The sequence below is a fragment of the Gracilibacillus xinjiangensis genome (genome assembly GCF_042651765.1).
GTDB classification, from domain to species: Bacteria; Bacillota; Bacilli; order Bacillales; family Amphibacillaceae; genus Gracilibacillus; species Gracilibacillus xinjiangensis.
Map to the genome: position 1 here is coordinate 90,929 of NZ_JBHSDT010000008.1, position 24,537 is coordinate 115,465.

The window sequence follows — 24,537 nt, forward strand, 5'->3', positions numbered from 1 at the left end:
GATATCATACGGTAAAGGGGCATGAACTGTGATTACACTTACGCTTGTAGCGATTGCGATTAGTATGGATAGTTTCTTCATAGCATTTACTTATGGATTAAAGAAAATGGAATTGTCAATTGGACAGATGGCGAAGATTGCAGCAATTGTTGGCAGTGTCATTACTTTATCTATGACTGTGGGTAAATTAATTGTTAAGTATTTATCGGAAAGTCAAGCAGAAATAATAGCAGGGGCGATTTTAGTAATTATTGGCATTGTATTTCTTTTATCAAATGTAAAATTAACTGTGAATCGATTACCTTTATGGAAAAAACTCTTCTTTTTCTTTGATATATTGAAAAAACCGATGAAAGCAGACCTTGACCAATCAGGGAAAATTAATGGGGTGGAAGTGCTTGTATTAGGCATAGCATTATCATTAGATTCCATTGGAGCAGGTGTGGCAATCTCCATGCTGGATGTCCCCAGAATAATTGCAGCACTAATGGTAATGACAATTACCCTGCTTTTCCTGAAGCTTGGTCTCATTACAGGGAAATATTTCTCTGGATTTCAAAAGATGGATCGACTAAGTTTTATTCCAGGGTGTATATTAATTGTAATAGGGATGACTAAAATAATACTTGCTCCATTATAATTGGTGGTGATGTAATGATTATTGGACTAACGGGAAACATTGCAAGTGGGAAAAGTACAATTAGCAGAATTTTAGCAGAGGATTATGATCTACCAGTCATTGATGCAGATGTCGTCTCACGGCAGGTTGTAGAGCCTGGTGAGACGGCACTTGCACAAATTGCAGAAGTTTTTGGCACAGATATCTTGCAGGAAGATGGTCAATTGGATCGGACAAAACTTGGAAAAGTTGTTTTCACAGATAGTGCGAAACGGGAACAGCTTAATGCGATTGTCCATCCAGCTGTAAGGGAGCGAATGATGCTTGAGAAGGAACGGCTAAAGGCGGAAGGTTTCCCAACCATCGTGATGGATATTCCGTTGTTATTCGAAAATAATTTGACATATTTAGTTGAAAAAACGATTGTAGTCTATACAGAAGAAGCTACACAATTAAGGCGTCTAATGGAACGAAATAACTTATCGGAAACAGAGGCTAGACAACGAATGAATGCACAAATGCCACCATGTAAGAAAAAGGAATTAGCTGATGAAGTTGTCGATAATAGTGGCACAATTGAAGCATCAAAACAGCAACTTGATGCCATTTTACATAAGTGGGGATTAAAATCGGGAACCAGGTAAAAATAATTAACGTCTGATTTTTATAAAGAGTGAAATCATTATAATTTTTCCACAGGTGAAAGCTTTCACTCTACAGACTTTCACAACAGGCGGAGACATTAATACAAAAATCTCGACAAAATAACTTGTAAAATTGGCCAAAACCCGATATAATCTTGTTGCATATCTTTTATAGGCAATGCATAAGAAATATGTTAAGCTTGTAGAAAGATCTTTTGAATAAATGCATTCAAATGAAGACTTAAAGGGTTAGGACCTCTTTGGACTAACTTTCCCCCGTGGTCATTCATGCATTGATTTCGAGAGAACTTATGAATTAAGGGGGAATTACACAATGGATACAATGGGAAGACATGTTATTGCGGAATTATGGGAATGTAATCTTGACATATTGAACGATATGGAACGGTTAGAAAAGACGTTTGTTAATGCAGCATTAAAAGCTGGAGCTGAAGTGAGAGAGGTAGCTTTTCATAAATTCGCTCCATTTGGTGTTAGTGGTGTTGTCATTATTTCGGAATCACATTTAACGATTCACAGTTTTCCGGAACATGGCTATGCAAGTATTGATGTGTACACATGTGGCGATATCATCGATCCACATGTTGCTGTGCAATATATCCAAGATGAGTTGGATGCAAAAACAACGGAAATAATTGAAGTGCCTAGAGGTATGGGTGCTGTACAATTGAAAAATATAAAGGCACAGTAAAATAGTAAAATAAAGCGCTAATCCATTATGGATAGCGCTTCGTTTTATTATTATCTCGCTTTGGTTACTATGTATAGATTAGACAGATATCAGGTTGTGGCAAGACTCCATTGATCCAGGAGACTATTGCTGATGATAGGACAAATAGTTTCTGCTCTTACAGTTTAAAGTAAGAGTTTTTATTTTCCCATCAAAATGTATCTCTAGTTATTTATAGTCTTTCGTCGTTTTCTACATGAAAACGTGTTAAAATAGGAATAACTATAAATACATAATGAGGGTGTGAGCGAGAAATGTCATTTCGTAATACGTTAAATAAAAATTTCAATAACCACTCGGAAACAAGAGATAAACATTGGGATCCTGCATTACAGACACACTATTTTAAAACAACAAAAGATAAAGCGTTTGATAAATTAGAGCCATTATTTCGAAATATGAAAGAATGTGAAATTGTAGGGGTATCTAAAGATCATGGAGAAATGAGTTTTAATTATAAAGCAGGTCGAAAAGTTTTTGTAATTATGACAATTATTATGGTAAAACCGTATCGTACTGCGATCGATATTTCAGCAACAACCGAGTCAGCCATTCCGTTTGACTTTGGTTACAGCCATAAACTTATTCCTAAATTATATGATAAAATAAAACAAGAATTAGACTTTGTTGGTACAACAGAATAAAAGTTAGGATGATATACCGTGCGATGTCCACATTGCCATTACAAAAATACAAAAGTTCTAGATTCACGGCCTATAGAGGAAGGGCGGTCCATCCGCCGCCGCAGAGAATGCGAATCTTGTCAATTCCGTTTTACAACATTTGAAAGGATAGAGGAAGTACCACTAATTGTTGTGAAAAAAGAGGGGACAAGGGAAGAATTCAGCCGTGACAAACTAATGCGCGGCTTAATCAGGGCTTGCGAGAAACGTCCAGTTGCCTTGGAACAAATCGAAAATATAGCTATTGATATTGAGAAAGAATTACGCAATCGAGGAACATCAGAAATACAGAGTAATCATATTGGAGAAATGGTGATGGATCGACTTGTCCATATTGATGAGGTTGCTTACGTTCGTTTTGCATCAGTATACCGCCAATTTAAAGACATAAATGTATTTTTAGATGAGTTGAAAGACTTGATTCGGTCAGACAATGATAAGAAGTAAGGAGCGAGCGGGATGAGTCTAGGTGACTTAGGAAAGATTTTGCCATCAGAGCGTTATATTGTTGAATTATCTCGTGATGTACCAAGTTCTTTTACAAATGTGTTAACACATTTATATCAGCCGTTAATTGGTATTGATGCTCTCTGCTTATACCAGACATTGCATACTGAATCAACATTATTCTTTTCATCATCCAACTATCAGACACACCATATGTTAATGAATTATATTGGTTTACCCTTGGACAGGATTTATCGAGCACGGAGAAAACTAGAAGCAATTGGTTTATTAAAGACATATGAATATAGCCAATCAGATGACAGAGTTTTTCGCTATCTTTTATACCCGCCATTTTCTCCAGCTGGGTTTTTCAACAATGATTTTCTAAGTCAGCTGCTTCTCCATGAAATAGGAAAGGAAAAGTTCGACAAGTTACACCAGGCATTTGTGAAGGAAAATGAGATGGATCCCTCTCATATGGTGGAAACAACTGCGCATTTTAAAGATGTCTTTCAAGTGAAAGATGGTGTCACAGAAACCGAGCTTCTCTCAATAGAAGAGCATGAGGAAGAACATATTGTTGTTGGGAAAGAGATCGACTTTGAATGGATCGGTCAATTATTGGAGCAGCGGATGCTGCCAAAAACATCGATTTTAACGGTTTCCAATAAAAAATTAATTCAGCAAATGGCAGGGCTGTATAATTTAACAAATCAAGAAATAGAGAAAGCATTATTATGGGCGATTGCTGAAGACCACCGCTTTAATCGGCAGGAATTTAAAGAAGCTTGTTTTGACTTCGCCAAATCACCTAATCAAAAGGTCTCATTGAAAGTGGTAGATGACCGTGATAAAATTGCTCAGCAAGCAAGCAGTGATGATAAGAAGTCAAAAGAAGAGCAATTTATTGAAATGCTTGAACATATATCTCCAAAAGAATTGCTGCAGGATTTGACAGATGGTGCTACTGCATCTAACCAGGATTTAAAGGTAATAAGTGAAGTGATGACACAGCAAGGATTGAGCCCTGGTGTGATGAATGTGCTGATTCATTATGTGATGCTTAAAACAGATATGAAATTGTCGAAAAGTTATTTGGAGAAAATAGCAAGTCATTGGGCGCGCAAAAATGTAAAAACAGTCAGACAAGCAATGACACTAGCCAAGTCTGAGAATAAAAAATATCAGCAGTGGACAAATTCGACACCACAAAAACGGACAAGCTATACATCTAATAAAAAAGATATTGTCCCAGATTGGTATAAGAAACAAAAAGATGAGCAAAAGCGTACAAAACAGCAAGAAACAGACGAGGAAAAGGCAAAGAAGGCGAAGGAAGCCGATGCATTGCTTGCAGAATATTTACGCCAACATGCCAATGATGAGTAAGGATGATACAAATGGAACCAATTCAGTCCGCAATGAAAAGATGGATGAAGTCAAACAAGAAAATAGGAGAAACTTATCAAGCAATAAGTGAAGAAGTATTAAATGATCCACAGATTCAGGCAATTTTAAGTGAGCATATTGAACTTGATGAGAATGACATTAACCGTAATTTAATGAAATTGTATGAATACCATAACGCTTCTAAAGATTGCAGAAATTGTCCGAACTTAACAGGTTGTATAAATATTTTAAAAGGATATACACCGCATATCGAATTAGATGGTAAGGATATATCTTTACGTTATGAAAGGTGCTCTAACAAAGTGCAAGAAGATCTAATGAAAGAGAAAGAATCTCTTGTGCAAAGCATGTATATGCCGAAGCAAATTAGACAAGCAGAATTAACGGAATTAAAAACAGATTCCTACGAAAGAAAAAACGTTGTGGCTGAAGTGATCGATTTCGTTCAAAATTATACTCGGGATAATTTTCGAAAGGGTCTTTTTATCCATGGACCGTTTGGTACAGGGAAGTCTTATATTCTAGGGGTTGTCGCAAATGAGCTTAAAAAGCGAAATATTGCTACAGCGATGATTTATATGCCAGAATTTGTTCGTGTAATGAAGTCATCTATTCAAGATGATTCATTACAATCAAAAATGGACCATTTTAAAAATGTTGATGTTCTCATGTTTGATGATATTGGGGCGGAAACAATATCGTCATGGTTTCGGGATGAGGTACTAGGAGCTATTATGCAATACCGGATGACAGAAGAACTGCCAGTATTTTTTACATCGAACTTTAATTTAGATCAATTAGAAAAACATTTAGCTACATCGAACCGTGGCGATGTGGAGACAATTAAGGCAGGGAGAATTGTTGAACGGATCAAGCAATTGAGTAAACCTGTTGAGCTTGAAGAAAGATATCGTAATAACTAAAATGAGACTGGAACCTATCAAAACTTTACAGCTGACGACAAACTATAACAGAATTAAAATTTTGAATGTACCACTAGTAAGCATTGGTTCTAATACGCAGTAGAACAAACAGTGTATGAATAACACTATAGAGAATGCTTGTGAGTGTCGAGTGCCAAGACAGTCGATCCGGAGGAGTATTCCGCGTCCTCTGGGGCTGGCCACAGCTTCCTCTTAAAGAAATTCACTTTACTGCACTTCATATCAGTCATCCACAGCAGGAGGATCTGATTAGCATCAAATTTCCCATCCCCGTCAAAAAAATGATAAGTAGATCCATTAAATTTATCGTTTTTTCTCCACACGGTTTATATAAAACACAGCATTCCTTCCTCTTATTTCCAGAAAAAATTTTACGATTATGTTCTAATTTTATTACTTATGCCCATGCAAACTCCACAGGTAATGCTCGCACAAATTAAATCTGTTTTCAATTTCTCTGGTTATTTTTTCACTTTTTCACCCATATAATATACCAGTTTGATGCTGATGAGGGTGATGAGAATTGTTAGAAGTGAATTTTGAGCAAGTGTATGAAGCGGAATCATTTTACCAATTTATAAAAGAGGGTTGTGCAAATTGGAAGGCATTTCGAAAACGTGGTGATATTCATACGATTCATATCTTACCAGAGGATGAGTTGGAATGGGATACTTGCAAGAAAAAGTTATCGCAACTGTTAAGCAGTGTTTATATAAAACATAGAGAAATCCCAGCGATTCAAACCATTCTAGAAAAAAAGTACCATTTTACAAATCCAGAAGAAAAAGAACGGATTACGAGTCTGGCGATGTCATTAATTGAAAAAGATGAAGATGTATATGAGCACCGTATCCATCAGCATGAATTACACGACATATTACAAGCAATATTCATACTTCATTTAGAAAAAGGGACCATTCGTTTTGATTCGATTGTTCATTTCAGGTTTCATCATTATATAGAACAATTAACAGAATTAGTGGGACTTGCCATTGATGAATTTAAGCGGGAAGAGGATTATCAATCATTTATCCATTCTGTCAGGGAATTTATCACACGAAAGGAACCAGAGGTTGACGTCGTTTATGTGGTAGAGGGAGAACAGTTTCAATTCTTCCGTGAAGATGGTACGCATTACACGGAAAAAGACATGACTGACTTAATGAGCAGGTTTCCGCTATATGTTTTTGGCTTATCAGAAGGGGAGTGGAACATATCCCCGTTAATAATGCTTGCACCAAATCATGTGTATTTGTTCGGAGATGATTCTACAGAGCCTCGGATGACAACAGTAATCAATATTTTTCAGGAAAATTGCACCTTTTTACCAACAGAAGAGTTTCCTTTTTCAATGGAGGTAGAAAAAGGCTCTTGATTTTTACTGCAACTGTCGTTATAATATAGCGCATAGATCAATATTTATTGTTATGAAGAGGACAAGATAGTCTGTATGGGTTTCTAGAAGAGAGGAAAGCCTTGGCTGAAAGCTTTCTGTTACACCACATGCTGTTACCACCTCTGAACTCTGCTTATGAAAACTAACCATGTGATTAGTAAGTGGCGACTCATCATCGTTATCGATTAGAATGAAGCCATACGTTTATTTGTATGGAAAAATGGGTGGAACCACGGGTATAACAACGCTCGTCCCTTTACTGCAGGAGTAGAGGGATGGGCGTTTTTTAGTGTGGAATTTTACTGCAGACCATGTGTATTAAATGATGAAAGAAGAAAAGAAGGAGCGTTAACCAATGAGTGAAATTAAAATAACTTTTCCTGACGGATCAATTAAGTCATTTGATCAAGGAATTACTGGTGAACAAATTGCACAGTCGATCTCACCAGGTCTTAAAAAGCAGGCAGTTGCAATCAAGTTGGATGGGGAATTCTATGACTTACGTACACCACTTGAACACGATGGAGCGATTGAAATTGTTACATTAAAAAATGAAGAGGGCTTGGATATTCTTCGTCACTCAACAGCACACTTAATGGCACAAGCAATTAAACGCCTATATAAAAATGTAAAATTAGGTGTTGGTCCAACAATCGAAAATGGTTTCTATTATGATATTGATATGGAAGAAAGCTTAACACCGGAAGATCTTCCGCGTATTGAAAAAGAAATGAAACGAATTGTTGATGAGAACCTGGAAGTTGTTCGTAAAGAAGTAAGCCGTGATGAAGCGAAAGCGAAATTTGAAGAGATTGGCGATAATCTGAAACTGGAATTATTAGAAGCAATCCCGGAAGATGAAAAAGTAACCATATATGAGCAAGGGGAATTTTTTGATCTTTGCCGTGGAGTCCATGTTCCACAAACAAGTAAAATTAAAATCTTTAAACTGTTAAGTATCTCCGGTGCTTACTGGCGTGGTGACAGCAAAAATAAAATGCTTCAGCGTATTTATGGAACAGCATTTGAAAAACAAAGTCAGCTTGATGAGTACTTGCGTCTCCGCGAGGAAGCGAAAGAGCGTGATCACCGCAAACTTGGAAAAGAATTAGGAATCTTTACTATATCACAAAAAGTAGGTCAAGGTTTGCCGTTATGGTTGCCTAAAGGGGCGACAATCAGACGTACAATTGAGCGTTATATTGTCGATTTAGAAGAACGTTTAGGCTATAACCATGTTTATACACCAGTTCTTGGAAGTGTGGAATTGTATAAAACAAGTGGACACTGGGATCATTATCAAGATGATATCTTCCCGCCGATGGAAATGGACAATGAAGATCTAATCTTACGCCCAATGAACTGTCCGCACCATATGATGGTATATAAAAATGAACTGCACAGCTATCGTGAGTTACCTATTCGTATTGCTGAGTTAGGCACAATGCACCGTCACGAAATGTCAGGAGCACTAGCTGGACTTCAACGTGTTCGTGGGATGACATTGAACGATGCCCATATTTTTGCAAGACCTGATCAATTAAAAGATGAATTTAGCCGTGTTGTTGAACTTGTACAAAACGTGTACAAAGACTTTGGCATTGAAGATTACTATTTCCGTCTGTCTTACCGTGATCCGGAAGATACAGAGAAATATATTGATAATGATGAAATGTGGGAAAAGGCACAGGGCATGCTGAAAGAAACAATGGAGGATCTAAAGCTTGATTATGTCGAAGCAGAAGGTGAAGCGGCATTCTACGGTCCGAAGTTGGATGTCCAGGTAAAAACAGCACTTGGTAAGGACGAGACGCTTTCCACTGTTCAACTTGACTTCTTGCTGCCAGAACGTTTTGACTTGACTTACATCGGGGAAGATGGAAAAGAACATCGTCCAGTCGTTATTCACCGAGGAGTTGTGTCAACAATGGAACGTTTTGTTGCATTCTTATTAGAAGAATATAAAGGGGCATTTCCTGCATGGCTAGCACCAGTCCAGGCACGAATCATTCCTGTTTCCAATGAAGTTCACTTAGACTATGCGAAAAAGATAGAAGAAGAATTACGTTTTGCTGGTGTACGTGTTGAATTGGATGAACGTGATGAGAAAATTGGTTACAAAATCCGTGAAGCCCAAACAGAGAAAATTCCATTTGCGCTTGTTGTTGGTGACAAAGAAGTGGAATCGAATGCTGTCAATGTCCGCCGTTACGGAGAAAAGGATTCGGAAACAATCAATTTTGAAGAGTTCAAGAGTCTGATTAGTGCAGAGATTCAACAAAGAACATTACGTCAAAAATGAATGGAAAGAACTCCCTAAATCAGGGGGTTCTTTTTTATTAAGTTCTGCTTCTCTATGAGGACAGGAAATGGATGCCGCCTTACTAACAGCAGGACAGTATGAGTTTAGTTTTCAGATTGGGAAGTATTATCAGAATAAAAAAGTGCGGTCAGGGGGTTATTCAAGTCTATAAAGGGAGTTAAATTATGAAACTGTTTTCAACTTAATAAAAAATGAAACTGGTTACCTTCGTTCATATTTTTATGATTTTACATTTACAATTGTTATCCATGGGCTGTATTTCCTTGACTTTTAGAAACGGACATTGCATCCTAATGTTAGACAATGCTCGCAAAAGGATGATTAGGATGAAAATAGATGACAAAGATAGAATGATTCTTGACCTGTTAGCGAAAAATGGCCGGATGTCTTATGTAGATATCGGTAAGGAGTTGGGTCTCTCAAGGGTTGCAATTCGCGAACGTGTCAATCAGTTAATCGATAATGGAGTCATTGAAGGGTTTAGTGTGATTATTAACTCGGAAAAGGTAGGGAAACAAGTTTCTGCATTTTTTGAAGTGGATTGTGAACCAGCCTCTTTAGTCCGAGTCGCACAACACTTGGCTGAACTCCCGAGCGTTGCTAGCTGTTACCAGATGACAGGACCAAGTACATTGCACATGCATGTTTTAGTCGAGGATTTTACGAAATTGGAATCTTTTATCAACAAGGAATTGTACAGCTTAGAAGGCATTACAAGAGTAGAGAGCCACATATTGTTGCGCAGGTTCAAAAGTAGAAAAGGGTTAAAGTTATAAGAAGAAGCGTCCAATGAAGAAGGACGCTTTATACTTACGCTAAAAATAAGGCACCATAACCTAATGCTGCTATGATAACAAAAACAGGATGGACTTTGAACTTTACTAAGAGCAGCCAGCTGGCACCAATTAGTATGAGTGTTTGCCATGTTCCTTCACTTTCATATGACTGATAAAAGAATTGAAAGGTTAATAAACCTAAAAGTACGCCAATGGTTGGTCTTATATACATTGTCATTCTTTTAACTTTTGGTGAACTTTTAAACTTATACAATATACTTAACAGAATAATCATTAAGATTAGAGAAGGTGCTACCGTAGCGAATATGCCGACAGCTGCTCCTAGCAGGCCTGCCTGGTCATAACCAATATAACCTGCCATTTTCGTAGCAATCGGGCCGGGTAATGCATTTCCAATTGCCAGTACTTCACCAAACTCTGAGATTGTCAGCCACCCAAAACGATCAACCACTTCATTTTGAACAAGTGGTATACTTGCAGGTCCGCCGCCATACCCCACAATCCCGGGGATGAAAAAGGCAACAAAAATCTCCCAATATATCATGGTCATTTACTCCTCTCTCTTATTCTTTGGTTTAATGGTGAATGCAGCGATGAGTAAGACGAGAATGATGATTGCAGGATGGATATTCAGAAACTGTAAAAGAATGAGGCTAGCCACCGTTAGTATGAGAGAGAATTTCCAGCCCAGGTCTTCCTTGGCTTTCACTAAAAAATCCCACGTTAACATAGCCAGCATAACACCGACTACTGGCACAATGGCATTTGTCATACCTGTTACCCATGGTAAATCACTAAAAGTACTTAATGAAACAAGCAGAACAATCATCGCAATTATGGATGGAACAACCGAAGCTATAACGGCATTTATTGCACCAAGCCATCCTGCCATCCTGTAACCTATGTAGCCTGCCATTTTAGTGGCGATTGGACCTGGAAGGGTATTTCCGATTGCCAGTATGTCAGCGAATTCATCGTCGTCCAACCAGTTGTAATGCTCCACAACCTCTTTCTGGACGAGTGGAATGGAAGAAGGACCTCCGCCATAGCCAAATATACCAACCTTGAAAAAAACCCAGAAGATTTTTAAATGTATCATCAAAATTCACTCATTTCTTAGTTGCGTAAATAAACTTTTGATGTTATCTTATCATAAATATTTACTTATGTTAAGGTAAAATAAACATGTACTTAACAAAAGGAACAAAAGAGCAAGTACTTTGTGTGAAGCTAAGAAGATATTTAAATGGAACGACCAACTATAAACTATAATGGCAATGATAGGTCATTATTATGCAGAGACGCTCTAGGTAGTTGCAGAAAAACATGGAGGTAGTTTCCAAGTACTTAAAAATACTACTTAAATCAATGATGCCAGTACTACATTTTCTAGAAGTTAACCGGGAAGTGATAGGCTTGCGTTAGGCTATTTACACTATTGATTCTCCCTTTATAAACAAAATGATCAGCTCGCAAGTCATATCATTGGTAATAAATGAAATTGAAAAAAAATAGTTACTATATTATCATAAAGGTTGTTTACTAATAGAAGGAAAACGTGTAAATTGTAGATTAGTGGTTATTTATGGAGAGAGGGAAAAAAATGGTGGAAAGAAAAAGAGTAATTGTGAAGAAAAAACGAAAGAAAAGAAGAAAACGCAAGCTGATTTTGTTTGCTATTCTTATATTTTTCCTCAGTGCGGTAGTATTTTCAGCTTTTCAATACTGGGAAGGGAAAAAAGAAGCAGAGGAGCGAATTAACGACCCTGAACGTAATGAAGAAATGGAAGAATATGCGAATGAATTTGAATCTGCTGAACCGGTTGATGGGAAATTAAATATGTTAATTCTCGGGGAAGATTCTGCTGATGAAGGAATTCCCAGAACAGATACCATTATGATCGCCCAGTACGATGCTGACGAACAACGAGCAAAGCTGGTTTCTATTATGCGTGATACGTATGTCAATATACCAGATCATGGATATAATAAAATAAATGCGGCTTATGCGTTTGGTGGCCCAGAATTATTAAGGAAAACGATTGTAGAAAATTTTGATATAGATATACATCATTACGCGATTGTAGATTTTGAAGGGTTTGAACATATTGTGGACACCATTGCCCCTGATGGCATAGAAGTTGATGTGGAGAAAAGAATGGTCTACACAGATACTGCAGATGGACTATACATCGACCTCCATCCAGGTGTGCAAACATTAAATGGAGAAGAACTACTTGGTTACGCCCGTTTTAGACATGATGCGGAAAGTGATTTTGGGCGTGTAAGAAGGCAGCAGCAAGTAATGGGACTAGTAAAAGATGAATTATTGTCATTTTCTAGTGTAATAAAAATTCCTAAAGTTGTCGGTACTTTAATTCCATATGTTAATACGAATATGTCAGAAACAAACATTGGGAAATATGCCCTTTCGTTCCTGACAAATACACCTAAGGAACTTGAAACAATGCGTATTCCTATAGAGGGATCATACTGGGATGAAGACCACAGCCATGCTGGTGCTGTATTAGAAATAGATGAAGCAGAAAACAGACAAGCATTAGAAGATTTTTTAGAAAGAGGAATTCGACCAGGTTCTGATGATTCGGAAGTAGAGAAAGAAGAGTAAACCTGTTAAATTTATCAATTTAGTAAGGCCCCTTATTTATGACGGGCCTTTTTTTTTATATATTTTTGGATACAAATTAAATGCAATCCTTTTTCTTGTAGTTTATGATAGTATCAAGGGAGGCGAGAGAATGAAATATCGTTATCTAGGCAATAGTGGATTAAGAGTTAGTGAAATCGCGTTAGGCAGTTGGCTGACATATGGTAAAGCAGTGGAGGATCAAACAGCAGAAGCATGTATACATAAAGCATACGAACTGGGAATTAATTTTTTTGACACAGCAAACGCTTACGAAGGCGGACAAGCAGAAGAGGTTCTGGGACAAGCGTTAAAATCTTATGACAGAAGCAGTTTGGTTGTTGCTACGAAAGTATTTTTTCCGATGGGTGCAGGGCCGAATCAGCGCGGGCTTTCGAGAAAGCATATTATTGAACAATGTGATGCAAGCCTAAAACGGTTAGGTATGGATTATATTGACCTTTATCAATGTCATCGATTCGATGAGAATGTCCCTGTTGAAGAAACATTGTTAGCATTAGATGACCTTGTAAGACAAGGGAAAATATTATATGCTGGTGTTAGTGAATGGACAGCAGCACAAATAGAAAAGGCGACAGGATTTGCGAAAAATTGGCGGCTTCATCCGCTTATTTCAAACCAGCCAATCTATAATATGATAGAGCGCTATATTGAAGAGGAAGTTATTCCGGTATCAGAACAGAATGGCCTTGGTCAAATTGTTTTCTCACCACTTGCACAAGGTGTATTAACAGGTAAATATAAACCAGGTGGAGAAATCCCTGCTGACAGCAGAGCAGCTAATGAGACCACAAATATGGTGATTAGCAGTTATTTTGATGAACGGGTTTTAACAACTGTCTCGAAAATGAATGATTTTGCCCAAGATCATGGGATGAAATTATCACAATTAGCACTCGCATGGATTTTGCGACAACCAAATGTTAGTTCAGCAATTATTGGTGCTAGTCGACCGAGTCAAATTGAAGAGAATGTTAAAGCGGTTGATATAAAGCTTACAGATCAAATGCTTAGTGAAATGGAACAAATATTAGAACCAATAAAAGATTTTCATCCAGCACGATAGATTATAAGGTTGACAAGATAAAGGGTGCATGTTAAGATATTAAGAGTGAATTAAATATGATCTCAAAGACAAGTAGAAGCACCCGCTTCTCACCTGATTGACACAAGTGCTGTAGTTAACAGGTATTTATCCGATGTTATTTGTAATGAAATCGAGGATGTGTGGGTGCAGTATGTGTACCGACACTTTTTTTATGGAGCAAAACAGATGTCACTGAAGATGATATCTATTATAATGATACGCTTGTCTCATATAATGATCATGTTTCATTACGCTTTTATTAAATTTCGGAGGTGGCTGATTATTAGCAAAGATATGAATGTCAATGAGAGTATTCGAGCACGTGAGGTACGTCTCATTGATTCAAATGGGGATCAATTAGGAGTTAAATCTCGCCAAGAAGCATTGGAAATTGCTCAAACAAGAAACCTTGATCTAGTATTGGTGGCGCCAAATGCAAAACCGCCAGTATGTCGTATCATGGATTACGGTAAATTCCGTTTTGAGCAGCAGAAGAAAGATAAGGAAGCTCGTAAAAAACAAAAAGTAATTAACGTGAAAGAAGTAAGATTGAGTCCTGGGATTGAAGAGCACGATTTCAATACGAAACTTCGAAATGCACGTAAATTCTTGGAAAAAGGAGACAAGGTTAAAGTCTCTATTCGCTTCCGCGGACGTGCGATTACCCATAAAGAATTAGGTCAGAAAGTATTAGAACGTATGGCTGAGGAATGTAAAGATCTTTCCACTGTTGAGCAAAAACCGAAGATGGAAGGTCGTAGCATGTTCTTAATGCTTGCACCTATTACAGAAAAGAAATAATGCCAACTATTTAGTTTTACAAGGAGGAACTATTATGCCAAAGATGAAAACACATAGCGGTACTGCAAAACGATTCAAAAAGACAGGTTCTGGGAAGGTAAAACGTTCCCATGCTTATACAAGTCACTTGTTTGCTAACAAGTCTCAAAAGCAAAAACGTAAATTGCGTAAAGCTGCAATCGTATCTGCAGGAGATTACAAACGTATCAAACAAATGTTACCTAAATAAGTAACAAAAGCGAAAACACAAATACAAACTTAGAATCGTTGATATATATAGGAGGGAATTATTATGCCACGTGTTAAAGGTGGAACAGTTACGCGTAAACGTCGTAAACGTATATTAAAGCTAGCTAAAGGTTATTATGGTGCGAAACACTCGCTATTTAAAACAGCAAAACAACAAGTAATGAAATCAGGTCAATATGCTTATCGTGACCGCCGTCAGAAAAAACGTGATTTCCGTAAATTATGGATCGCGCGTATCAATGCGGCAGCACGTTTAAACGATCTTTCATACAGCCGTTTCATGCATGGTTTAAAATTAGCTGGTATCGAAGTTAACCGTAAAATGCTAGCTGATTTAGCTATAAATGATGACAAAGCATTTGCAAGCCTAGCTGAACAAGCTAAAGCAGCATTAAAATAAATGATCGAATTAGACAGTTAAAAGGATTGTTTCATCACAATTGATGGGACAATCTTTTTCTTTTGGATAAGTAACCGATAAAATATTATTAATGAAGGAAACGTAAATACTAGTTGACCGTAACAACTGAAAAATTGCGACAGGAGATTTATTATGCTGTTAATCTATCTAATTATCATTAATTTAATTGGATTTATTGTAATGGGGGTGGACAAGAGAAGGGCGAGGAAACAAAAGTGGCGTATACCCGAAAGCCGTATCTGGTTCATTGCGATCATCGGTGGGGCACCTGGAGCAATGATAGCTATGAATTATTTTCGACATAAAACGAAGCATACAAGCTTTCGTGTGTTTTTACCACTGCTGGTGTTTGTACATATTGGTCTTTTTGTTTGGTATGAGTTCTTTCTGTCATAGCAGCACGTCTCATGTCATAGGCTAAGGACAGAAGGAGTTGATCCAATATGCATCTAGAATGGCTGACAGAAATGAAAGTAATCGAGGGATACTTTTTCGTTGCACCTTTTGCTTTTATTTTAATCCATATATTGCGACCGCTTTTTTTCTTACCTGTACTACTGTTATGTATAACCGGGGGCATTTTATTCGGTGTATTGGCAGGGACCATTTATTCTTTAATCGGCCTTATGCTGTCAAGTGTCCTCTTTTATTTAATTATGCGTTCCATGCCTAAACTTTATCAGAAGTGTGAATACCTTGAACAGAAGTGGCTTGGTAAGAAGACAGCTAATTTAACTATATGGCAAATCAGCCTGTTAAGGTTATTACCATTCATGCATTTTCATCTCTTATCATTTTACATTTATGAGAGATCAGATAACTTTGCAGCCTATTTGCGCACAACTCTTGTCACTGTCACACCATTAACAGTAATCTACACGATATTTGGGCAAACAATGCAAAGCCTATCTCTATTATATATGATCCCATTTTGCGCGGTAATTCTCATCTTTACATACATTTTCCGTCGCCGTCAAATGATTATCAAATGGCACACATTTTTCCCGCCTACTTCCCATTAGTTAAAGATGCAGGCGATCTATTGGGTGTTTCCAATCAATTTCTGCATGGGGATAGCGGATAAGAATTTCCTCTTCCAGAAAATAGAGATCTTTTCGCTCAAATCCCTTTAGTTTTTCCGGTTGATGGGTATGCATGGTGATATGTGTTACCTCAAAAGAGTTTTCCGTTGTTCCTAAGTACTTTTCCCCCTCAAATAAATAACCATGATAAGTAATAAAGAAATTTTTCTTAATATTATCATTGTTATCAAGGAAGTAAAATTCTTTCTTCTCCTGTGCCACTTCTAACTTTCGTTTCGAGTTCATTAAATATTTAAAGGCTGTATAAATCAATACAATGATTGCAATAAGGACAAGCAATCGAAATAATAAGACAATCATCTCTAGTCAACTCCTTTAAAGTGCATCGGCGTGTCTTTATATGATTTTTATACGAATGAGTAAGGGCAAAGGTTTCAAAAAAACTAAAAAAACATGCTATAATATTAACAGATCGACAGAAAAGAGGTGCAAAATGAACTGGCAAACATTATTTCACATGCAACGCGACTTAGATCATTATATCCTACAACAGCATGATTTGAAAAATGAAGAGGTTTTTGAGAAAAAGGTATTGGCACTTCTTGTCGAAGTTGGGGAACTTGCCAATGAAACAAGATGTTTCAAGTATTGGAGCTTGAAGCCTGCCAGCCCAAAGCAGGTGATTGCCGAAGAATATGTTGACGGAATCCATTTTATTTTATCAATTGGGCTTGTACTGGGGATAGAAGATTATAAAGAAAATGTCCCGGAAATAAAAGCTGATATAACAGAGATGTTCCTTCACATATATGAAGCGATCACCATTCTGAAAAAAGAGCGTACAAAAGCTGCGTTTAACAAGTTATTTTATACATATTTGCAATTAGGTGATAATCTAGGCTTTACGGCAGAAGATATAAAAACTGCCTATATTGAGAAGAATAAGATTAACTTTGAAAGACAAGACTCAGGATATTAAATCTAGGAGGTTTTTAAATGGATGAAATGTTAACAATGCTAAAGGAATTAACCGATGCAAAAGGAATCCCTGGTGATGAAAAAGAGCCGCGTGAAGTAATGGAAAAATGGATTACTCCATATGCTGACCGTGTATATACAGACAATTTAGGCAGTTTGATCGCAGAGAAAGTTGGCGAGGAGAACGGTCCGAAGATTATGGTTGCAGGTCACTTAGATGAAGTCGGATTTATGGTAACAAGAATTGATGAGAAAGGATTTGTATACTTCCAGACTGTTGGCGGCTGGTGGAGTCAGGTAATGCTCGCACAACGTGTAACAGTTATGACTAGAAAAGGTGACGTAACAGGAATTATTGGTTCCAAGCCACCACACATTTTATCAGCAGAAGCGCGTAAAAAACCTGTTGATATTAAAGATATGTTTATTGATATTGGTGCAACGAGCAAAGAAGAAGCGGAACAATTTGGCGTCCTGCCAGGGGATTCCATCGTGCCTTATTTTGAGTTTACACAAATGAACAATGAAAAGTTACTGCTCGCTAAAGCCTGGGATAATCGAATTGGCTGTGCCATTGCGATTGAAGTGTTGAAACGTTTAAAAGGGGAAAAACATCCAAATATCGTTTACGGTGTAGCAACAGCACAAGAAGAGGTAGGTCTTCGTGGGGCAAAAACAGCAACAAATACAGTTCAACCAGATATCGGCTTTGCTGTGGATGTAGGGATCGCTGGTGATACACCTGGAATTTCAGCAAAAGAAGCTGACAGCAAAATCGGTGAAGGGCCGCAGATTATTTTGTATGATGCATCAATGGTTTCACATAAAGGATTGCGTGACTTTGTTGTAAAAACAGCAGATACACACAATATCCCGTATCAGTATGCAACAATGGCTGGTGGTGGAACAGATTCTGGTTCGATCCATGTGACAGCTAATGGTGTCCCGGCCTTATCCATTACTGTTGCGACAAGGTATATTCATACACATGCAGCAATCTTACACCGTGACGATTTTGAAAATGCGGTACGTTTACTTGTTGAAGTAATTAAAGATTTAGATAACGATACGGTAACAAATATCACGTTTGATTAATGGAAAGATAAAGCTCGTAATGGCATCAGCTGTTACAAGCTTTTTTATTTAATAAATCAATCCATTTACATGCATAGTTTTTCCTAGTTAAAACATTAAAAAATAGTCAATTTGTAACTTGTTATTACATCTTTTCTCATGTAAAGTTATATTAACTTATACGTATATTATACGCTTAAAGTGTGAAAGAAATTAATGAAGTTATTTGGTTGTGCTGCTAAATGTGTTGTACGCTAAATAATTATGGTTGGTTCTTTTCTTTTTGCATAATGAAAGCGTTTAATTATAGGCGTATAAGAATATAAATCAGGAGGAATTTGATGAAAAAGTTATTACTTATGTTTCTTACTATTATTATGTTATTTGCCGGAAGCGGAAATGTAAGCGCAGCACAAGAGAGTCCGCAATTTTCGAATGTTTCTGTACATGATCCATCAGTTATTCGGGTCGATGAGAGTTATTATATATTCGGCTCACATTTAGCTGCAGCAAAGACAGAGGATTTGGTAAATTGGGAGCAGATTGAGGGGGATGGAGTAACAGCTGAAAATTCGTTATTCGATGATGTTACAGTGGAACTGGAAGAAGCTTTAACATGGGCAAAAACAGAGACTTTGTGGGCACCAGATGTCATTCAATTAAAAGCAGATGGAAAATATTATATGTATTATAACGCTTGTGAAGGAAGTTCCCCTCGTTCTGCGATGGGGATAGCAGTGAGTGATCATCCAGAAGGTCCATATCAGGATTTAGGGTTAATCTTACGTTCCGGCATGACACCGGAAGAATCGGCAGTAGTTGATGGAACTCCTTATGATGAAACACATTATCCTGAAATATATGATGCAACCATTCATCCGAATGTGGTTGATCCTACTGTATTTTATGATAAGGATGGAAAGTTATGGATGGGTTATGGTTCCTATTCGGGCGGGATTTTTATTTTGGAGTTGAATCCTGAAACGGGATTCCCGATTGAAGGACAAGGTTATGGTACCAAATTGTTAGGCGGAAACCATAGCAGAATAGAAGCACCATATATCACTTATAATGAGGAAACTGATTATTATTATTTATACTTATCCTATGGCGGCCTGGATGCTGTTGGGGGATATAACGTTCGTGTGGCACGTTCTGAAAATCCGGATGGTCCATATGTTGATATGCAAGGCAATCAAATGATTCATACAAAAGGGGAAGATGGGACATTTTTTGATGATGAGTCAATTGCACCAACAGGAACAAAATTAGTTGGAAATCATATTTTTGATACCGTTTTCGGAGAACAGGGAGAGACAACAGGATATGTGTCTCCAGGACATAATTCGGTATATTATGATAAAGAATCGGGCGAGCAGTATCTTATTTTTCACACGCGTTTTCCAAACCGCGGCGAGCAACACGAAGTACGTGTTCACTCCATTTATATGAATGAAGATGGCTGGCCGGTTGTTGCACCATACCGGTATACATTCGAAGAAAATAGAGAGTTTACGGAAACGGATGTAGCAGGGAGTTATAAGTTTGTCGCATTCCGTTCTGAAATAACCGCAGATATTGATCGATCTGTCCAAATTAAGTTACAGGAGGATGGAACGGTCACTGGTAATGTAACTGGAACATGGCAATTAACCGAAGATAAATTTATAACATTACAAATTGATGATACGGTATATAAAGGTGTTACATTAAACCAATGGAATCCAACGACCCAATCCGTCACACCAACTTTTACAGCAGTTGGGGATAATGGTTTATCTGTATGGGGAAGTCAGTATGAAGAGATCAACTATTCGGACAAGGAAATTGTCAGTATAGTTACAGACAATCTATCATTAGGGGATACTTCCAATATAATGAATAATTTATCATTGCCAACAAAAGGTGAAGCAGGAACAACCATTGTGTGGGAGTCGTCTGATCAGGATGTTGTGACGAATGATGGTATTGTCAATCGTCCCAAATATGGAGAAGATCCAAAAGTGATAAATTTGTCAGCAACCGTAACAAAAGGAACCGCATCGAATACAAAAACATTTGAGCTTACCGTCCTTCCTGAAACATTCCGGGGTTTAACAGCACATTATCAATTTGAACAAGATTTAACTGATTCAACAAACCGTGCAGCTGCAGGTGAAATCACAGGCAGTGTACTTGATGCAGATGGTGGTACAATTACCTATGTACAAGGTAAAAATGGTTATGCGGCTAAGTTTGATGGTCAGTCAGGGATTCGTTTAGCAGATGGTTTAATTACAAGTAACCGTTATACTGTTTCATTTTGGTTAAAACCAGAAACATTGACAGATTTTACGACAACTTTTTTCGGTGCGAAAAGCAGGGAAAACTGGATAAGTTTTGTTCCGAATGGATTGGATAGTAATGACAATGCTCTATTATGGTCTAGTACTAACTGGTTTGAAGGCACTGCAATTACAACGTTAGCCTTAAATGAATGGAGTCATGTTGCGTTTTCTGTGGACCAAGGAGATTTAGCGATTTATATTAATGGGGAGTTAAGCAACCGTATTACAGACTTTCCTGATGTATTTACTACATTGGATGGTGTATTTAGTTTAGGTGTGAATTACTGGGATACACCATATAAAGGTTTGATTGATGAAGTTGCTGTTTATAATAATATGACTTTGTCTGAAACACAGATACAAACATACTATAAGACTATGCAACTGCCTGCAGATCCGTCTGCATTGTTAGCTGTATTAGAGGAAGCGAAAGAGAAAGCGGCAGACAAGCAATATGCATATGGTTTACGAAAGAAACTAGATCGTGCTGTCCGGGAGATTGAACCGGTTATTGATGAAATGTCGCAATCAGAATTGGATAAAGCAATGGAAGAACTAGAAGAAGCATTAGATAAGTTAAAGCGATTAGGAAAATATAAATAAATGACAAAAGCGACAGATACTGGTCTGTCGCTTTTATGCTAAATAACTGCCTAGTACTTTCTGGACATAACTTTGTGTTTCTTGGAATGGTGGAATTCCATTATATTTGTCCACATTACCCGGTCCAGCGTTATATGCTGCTAAGGCTAATGATTTATTGCCATTATATTTTTTTAACATTTGGGCTAAATATTTCGTTCCACCTTCAATATTTTCCCTTGCATCAAACGAATTGAGTACACCAAGGCTGGCTGCAGTTGCTGGCATTAATTGCATAAGCCCCTGAGCTCCTGCATGACTGACTGCTTGCTGATTGTAGCCGGATTCGTTTTGAATGACTGCATCAATTAACTTCGGATCAACTTGATACTTTTCAGCAGCTTCTTCGATAATTGCTTTGATCTTAGTATTTGCAATGGTAGGTCCCGGCTGATTATATGCAGCAGGATTTGGTAATGCCGCTGGTCGTGTATCATTTGTCACCGGTGATATCGGTGATTGTAAAAAGTACGAAGCAGGGATCGCCTGATTCGATGAATAACTGCCTGATTGGCCCATGCCCATCATTAGTTCTTGAAAGATTGTTTCAAATCCTGTTGATGCGCCAGTTGTTTGGGTATTACTTAAGCTGGACATTGCTTGCATTTGCATTGCATGTCGAATGTATTGAATGTTCAATGTGAAGAACCTCCTATTTCCGTTCACTAAAAGATAGGAAATGTTGTCTATAAATCGCCAAGCTGATAGATTAAATATACAATGTTCTTCTAAAACATGCAATGCTTTTATGACTTATTGTACAGCTTTTTCTAATGCATCTAGTACTTCTTGCTTATCTTCTTCTGCTGCATTTTGCCAGTAAATTTCGAACAATACTCCTAAGCCTGGAAGCATTTTCTCTTCTCCGCTTTGAATGGCATCAACAATTGTTGCTTCTAAATCATTTGCAGTGTTTCCATGAATGTTTGACATAATTGCTTTTCTTAAATTTAAATCCATCATTTTCACCTCATATTGACATGTTTTTTTCATTATAGTTTGACCACAGGAAGCAAAAATATGTATGATAAAACTAATTAATCAGCGAGGATGAAGAAAAATGATTACATCAGTGAAAAATGAAAAAGTTAAAGAATGGCGTAAATTAAAGCAGAAAAAGGAACGGGACGCCAGTGGGAGATTTCTAATTGAAGGCTTTCATTTGATTGAAGAAGCCCATAATAGTGATTGGGTAATTGTTGAAGTTATTTATGAAGAAGGAAATGTGGATATCGGAGAACTTTCACAATATGAGCATTTTGCCGTTTCGGACAATGTGATGAGTACAATAACAGATACGAAATCCCCACAAGGAATTGCTGCTATTGTAGAAAAGAAGAAGTTTTCTGATCAAACTGTAACAAAAGCATTGTTAATCGATCGGGTACAAGATCCTGGTAATGTAGGTACAATGATTCGGACAGCAGATGCAGCTGGGTTTGATACAGTGATACTTGGCAAAGGTACGGTCGACTTATATAATGAGAAAGTTGTCCGGGCAACCCAAGGATCAATATTTCATTTAAACATAATCGAAGCAGATTTAGCTGATGAAATCAAACATCTTCAGTCGGCTGGTGTAAAGGTTTGGTCAACTGGATTGGAGAAAGCAAGCGTCTATCATGATCTGGAAGTTCCGGAAAAAGTAGCGATAATTGTGGGTAATGAAGGTTCGGGTGTTTTACCTGAACTTATGGAAAAGGCAGACCAAAATGTAATCATTCCGATCCATGGCCAGGCAGAATCATTAAATGTCAGCATTGCTGCCGCAATTTTAATGTATTATGTTGTGGGAAAATGAGCAAAATTTATTTATTAGGACTTGCATCATCTCAGACGTTTCATTATACTATATGAAGTAAAACTTGATAAAAAGCTGAGAAAGAGCTAGTAAATAGGCAACTATTGTTTATAAGGGAAGAAACACCACCTGACTGAAAGTGTTTCTAACAATCGCCTGTTGAATTTCACTCTGGAGCTGGCACTTGGACCTCTGTTTCTTAAGAGTAAAGGTGTTCCGGACTTTTCCGTTATCAAAAACCAAGTGGGTATAGCATGTGCTATATCAACAAGGGTGGTACCGCGATACATACAGTCTCGTCCCTTTTTAGGGGATGGGGCTTTTTTTATACAATCTTATAGTAGTTCCATTTCAAGTTTTTCAATTTTTTAAAGGAGGGTAATAACTGATGAAAGAACAATTACAGGCATTGGAACAGGAAGCATTAGTGAAAGTAGAAGCTGCTTCCACACTGCAAGAACTGCAAGATGTAAGAGTTGCATATTTAGGGAAGAAAGGTCCCATCACAGAGGTTTTACGAGGGATGGGGAAATTATCGGCAGAAGAACGTCCGGTAATTGGCGAACTTGCTAATAAGGTGAGAGGAAATATTGCCGAAGCCATTGATGAGAAAAAAGCTGGGATTGAAGCAGCACAATTAGAAAAACAATTGGCAGAAGAACAAATCGATGTAACATTACCAGGTCGTCCTGTTGCGGTTGGTGGTCCACACCTTTTAACAAGTATTGTGGAAGAAATCGAGGATTTATTTATTGGCTTAGGCTTCGAGGTGCGTGAAGGTCCTGAAGTAGAGACAGATTATTATAACTTTGAAGCATTAAATTTACCAAAAGGACACCCTGCACGTGATATGCAGGATTCTTTCTACATCACGGAAGAACTGTTATTGCGAACACATACGTCACCAATACAGGCGCGTACAATGAGTGCATCGGAAGATAAACGTCCAGTGAAAATGATTAGTCCAGGGAAAGTATATCGCCGTGATACAGATGATGCGACACACTCCCATCAATTTACACAAATTGAAGGACTTTATGTTGATAAAAATGTGCGCATGAGTGATTTAAAAGGTGTGCTGGACCGCTTTGCAAAGCATATGTTTGGTGAAGATCGTGAAATCCGCTTACGTCCAAGCTTCTTCCCATTTACTGAGCCATCTGTTGAAATGGATATCTCATGTAAAGTGTGTAATGGCAAGGGCTGCAGTGTTTGTAAACGAACTGGCTGGATTGAAATTCTTGGTGCAGGAATGATTCACCCGCGCGTTTTAGAGATGGCTGGGTATGATCCGAAAGAGTATAGTGGTTTTGCTTTCGGGATGGGTCCTGAGCGAATTGCCATGTTGAAATACGGGGTTGATGATATTCGCCACTTCTATACAAATGATATACGATTCTTAAAGCAATACCATCAAGCATAAGGAGGAGTT

27 protein-coding genes and 2 other annotated features are annotated in these 24,537 nt (G+C 37.7%); of the genes, 22 read left to right on the forward strand and 5 right to left on the reverse strand.

Going from position 1 to position 24,537, the window contains the following annotated elements:
* The first annotated feature begins 28 nt into the window (after nucleotides 1–28).
* The 10 genes from ACFOY7_RS11495 to ACFOY7_RS11540 all read left to right on the forward strand — a co-directional run bounded on the left by ACFOY7_RS11495 (nucleotide 29) and on the right by ACFOY7_RS11540 (nucleotide 9,993).
* Nucleotides 29–640 (forward strand): manganese efflux pump, encoded by a 612-nt coding sequence (locus ACFOY7_RS11495; RefSeq protein WP_390252225.1) that lies wholly within the window; start codon nucleotides 29–31, stop codon nucleotides 638–640.
* 14 nt (nucleotides 641–654) lie between these two features.
* Entirely contained in the window at nucleotides 655–1,263 is a 609-nt protein-coding gene (coaE, locus tag ACFOY7_RS11500; protein WP_390252226.1) for a dephospho-CoA kinase, read from the forward strand.
* Nucleotides 1,264–1,597: 334 nt separating this feature from the next.
* On the forward strand, nucleotides 1,598–1,975 hold the full coding sequence (speD, locus tag ACFOY7_RS11505) for an adenosylmethionine decarboxylase (protein ID WP_390252227.1): 378 nt from the start codon (nucleotides 1,598–1,600) through the stop codon (nucleotides 1,973–1,975).
* A gap of 293 nt (nucleotides 1,976–2,268) precedes the next feature.
* Nucleotides 2,269–2,658, forward strand: a complete 390-nt coding sequence (locus tag ACFOY7_RS11510) for a cytosolic protein (protein ID WP_390252228.1) — start codon at nucleotides 2,269–2,271, stop codon at nucleotides 2,656–2,658.
* 18 nt (nucleotides 2,659–2,676) lie between these two features.
* Nucleotides 2,677–3,144, forward strand: a complete 468-nt coding sequence (gene nrdR, locus ACFOY7_RS11515; RefSeq protein WP_390252229.1) for a transcriptional regulator NrdR — start codon at nucleotides 2,677–2,679, stop codon at nucleotides 3,142–3,144.
* 12 nt (nucleotides 3,145–3,156) lie between these two features.
* Nucleotides 3,157–4,533, forward strand: a complete 1,377-nt coding sequence (locus ACFOY7_RS11520; RefSeq protein WP_390252230.1) for a replication initiation and membrane attachment family protein — start codon at nucleotides 3,157–3,159, stop codon at nucleotides 4,531–4,533.
* Nucleotides 4,534–4,544: 11 nt separating this feature from the next.
* Nucleotides 4,545–5,477 (forward strand): primosomal protein DnaI, encoded by a 933-nt coding sequence (dnaI, locus tag ACFOY7_RS11525; protein WP_390252231.1) that lies wholly within the window; start codon nucleotides 4,545–4,547, stop codon nucleotides 5,475–5,477.
* Nucleotides 5,478–6,030: 553 nt separating this feature from the next.
* Entirely contained in the window at nucleotides 6,031–6,873 is an 843-nt protein-coding gene (gene ytxC / locus ACFOY7_RS11530; protein WP_390254067.1) for a sporulation protein YtxC, read from the forward strand.
* 376 nt (nucleotides 6,874–7,249) lie between these two features.
* Nucleotides 7,250–9,196, forward strand: coding sequence for a threonine--tRNA ligase (gene thrS / locus ACFOY7_RS11535; protein ID WP_390252232.1), 1,947 nt, complete (start codon nucleotides 7,250–7,252; stop codon nucleotides 9,194–9,196).
* Nucleotides 9,197–9,543: 347 nt separating this feature from the next.
* A complete protein-coding gene (locus tag ACFOY7_RS11540; RefSeq protein ID WP_390252233.1) occupies nucleotides 9,544–9,993 on the forward strand; it encodes an Lrp/AsnC family transcriptional regulator in 450 nt (149 codons plus the stop codon).
* A gap of 34 nt (nucleotides 9,994–10,027) precedes the next feature.
* Here the strand turns inward: ACFOY7_RS11540 and ACFOY7_RS11545 are convergent, their stop codons facing one another.
* Nucleotides 10,028–10,558: a chromate transporter gene (locus ACFOY7_RS11545; protein WP_390252234.1), complete on the reverse strand. Its 531-nt coding sequence runs from the start codon at nucleotides 10,556–10,558 to the stop codon at nucleotides 10,028–10,030.
* 6 nt (nucleotides 10,559–10,564) lie between these two features.
* Complete coding sequence (locus ACFOY7_RS11550) at nucleotides 10,565–11,113, reverse strand: chromate transporter (protein ID WP_390252235.1); 549 nt, start codon at nucleotides 11,111–11,113, stop codon at nucleotides 10,565–10,567.
* 504 nt (nucleotides 11,114–11,617) lie between these two features.
* Here ACFOY7_RS11550 and ACFOY7_RS11555 point away from each other — a divergent pair.
* The 7 genes from ACFOY7_RS11555 to ACFOY7_RS11585 all read left to right on the forward strand — a co-directional run bounded on the left by ACFOY7_RS11555 (nucleotide 11,618) and on the right by ACFOY7_RS11585 (nucleotide 16,262).
* On the forward strand, nucleotides 11,618–12,643 hold the full coding sequence (locus tag ACFOY7_RS11555; protein WP_390252236.1) for an LCP family protein: 1,026 nt from the start codon (nucleotides 11,618–11,620) through the stop codon (nucleotides 12,641–12,643).
* A 130-nt stretch (nucleotides 12,644–12,773) separates the two neighbouring features.
* Nucleotides 12,774–13,748, forward strand: coding sequence for an aldo/keto reductase family protein (locus tag ACFOY7_RS11560; RefSeq protein ID WP_390252237.1), 975 nt, complete (start codon nucleotides 12,774–12,776; stop codon nucleotides 13,746–13,748).
* Nucleotides 13,749–13,812: 64 nt separating this feature from the next.
* Nucleotides 13,813–13,946, forward strand: a sequence feature (ribosomal protein L20 leader region).
* Nucleotides 13,947–14,063: 117 nt separating this feature from the next.
* Nucleotides 14,064–14,570 (forward strand): translation initiation factor IF-3, encoded by a 507-nt coding sequence (gene infC, locus ACFOY7_RS11565; protein ID WP_390252238.1) that lies wholly within the window; start codon nucleotides 14,064–14,066, stop codon nucleotides 14,568–14,570.
* A gap of 34 nt (nucleotides 14,571–14,604) precedes the next feature.
* Nucleotides 14,605–14,799, forward strand: coding sequence for a 50S ribosomal protein L35 (rpmI, locus tag ACFOY7_RS11570; RefSeq protein WP_089742733.1), 195 nt, complete (start codon nucleotides 14,605–14,607; stop codon nucleotides 14,797–14,799).
* A gap of 63 nt (nucleotides 14,800–14,862) precedes the next feature.
* The gene (rplT, locus tag ACFOY7_RS11575; RefSeq protein WP_153402087.1) at nucleotides 14,863–15,219 is read left to right on the forward strand and encodes a 50S ribosomal protein L20; all 357 of its coding nucleotides are present in this window, start codon (nucleotides 14,863–14,865) and stop codon (nucleotides 15,217–15,219) included.
* A gap of 153 nt (nucleotides 15,220–15,372) precedes the next feature.
* Nucleotides 15,373–15,636 (forward strand): DUF1294 domain-containing protein, encoded by a 264-nt coding sequence (locus ACFOY7_RS11580; protein WP_390252239.1) that lies wholly within the window; start codon nucleotides 15,373–15,375, stop codon nucleotides 15,634–15,636.
* Between the two features lie 47 nt (nucleotides 15,637–15,683).
* Nucleotides 15,684–16,262 carry a VTT domain-containing protein gene (locus tag ACFOY7_RS11585; protein ID WP_390252240.1) on the forward strand — a complete coding sequence of 193 codons (579 nt, stop codon included), beginning with the start codon at nucleotides 15,684–15,686 and terminating at the stop codon, nucleotides 16,260–16,262.
* Here the strand turns inward: ACFOY7_RS11585 and ACFOY7_RS11590 are convergent, their stop codons facing one another.
* A complete protein-coding gene (locus tag ACFOY7_RS11590; protein ID WP_390252241.1) occupies nucleotides 16,263–16,643 on the reverse strand; it encodes a sigma-w pathway protein ysdB in 381 nt (126 codons plus the stop codon).
* Between the two features lie 133 nt (nucleotides 16,644–16,776).
* Between ACFOY7_RS11590 and ACFOY7_RS11595 the strand changes: the two genes are divergently transcribed.
* From ACFOY7_RS11595 to ACFOY7_RS11605, 3 genes are all read left to right on the forward strand, one after another.
* Nucleotides 16,777–17,262, forward strand: coding sequence for a dUTP diphosphatase (locus tag ACFOY7_RS11595; RefSeq protein WP_390252242.1), 486 nt, complete (start codon nucleotides 16,777–16,779; stop codon nucleotides 17,260–17,262).
* Between the two features lie 17 nt (nucleotides 17,263–17,279).
* On the forward strand, nucleotides 17,280–18,356 hold the full coding sequence (locus ACFOY7_RS11600) for a M42 family metallopeptidase (protein WP_390252243.1): 1,077 nt from the start codon (nucleotides 17,280–17,282) through the stop codon (nucleotides 18,354–18,356).
* A gap of 320 nt (nucleotides 18,357–18,676) precedes the next feature.
* Nucleotides 18,677–21,265, forward strand: a complete 2,589-nt coding sequence (locus tag ACFOY7_RS11605; RefSeq protein WP_390252244.1) for a family 43 glycosylhydrolase — start codon at nucleotides 18,677–18,679, stop codon at nucleotides 21,263–21,265.
* A gap of 33 nt (nucleotides 21,266–21,298) precedes the next feature.
* On the opposite strand, the gene ACFOY7_RS11610 is transcribed toward ACFOY7_RS11605, so the two are convergent.
* Together ACFOY7_RS11610 and sspI are read right to left on the reverse strand one after the other, a co-directional pair.
* Nucleotides 21,299–21,943, reverse strand: coding sequence for a lytic transglycosylase domain-containing protein (locus ACFOY7_RS11610; RefSeq protein WP_390252245.1), 645 nt, complete (start codon nucleotides 21,941–21,943; stop codon nucleotides 21,299–21,301).
* 114 nt (nucleotides 21,944–22,057) lie between these two features.
* The gene (gene sspI, locus ACFOY7_RS11615) at nucleotides 22,058–22,264 is read right to left on the reverse strand and encodes a small acid-soluble spore protein SspI (protein WP_390252246.1); all 207 of its coding nucleotides are present in this window, start codon (nucleotides 22,262–22,264) and stop codon (nucleotides 22,058–22,060) included.
* 100 nt (nucleotides 22,265–22,364) lie between these two features.
* On the opposite strand from sspI, the gene ACFOY7_RS11620 reads away from it, so the two are divergent.
* Both ACFOY7_RS11620 and pheS read left to right on the forward strand, forming a co-directional pair.
* Complete coding sequence (locus ACFOY7_RS11620) at nucleotides 22,365–23,105, forward strand: TrmH family RNA methyltransferase (RefSeq protein ID WP_390252247.1); 741 nt, start codon at nucleotides 22,365–22,367, stop codon at nucleotides 23,103–23,105.
* A 68-nt stretch (nucleotides 23,106–23,173) separates the two neighbouring features.
* Nucleotides 23,174–23,412 (forward strand) — a binding site (T-box leader).
* Nucleotides 23,413–23,493: 81 nt separating this feature from the next.
* Nucleotides 23,494–24,528, forward strand: a complete 1,035-nt coding sequence (gene pheS, locus ACFOY7_RS11625; RefSeq protein WP_390252248.1) for a phenylalanine--tRNA ligase subunit alpha — start codon at nucleotides 23,494–23,496, stop codon at nucleotides 24,526–24,528.
* The last annotated feature ends 9 nt before the right edge of the window (nucleotides 24,529–24,537 follow it).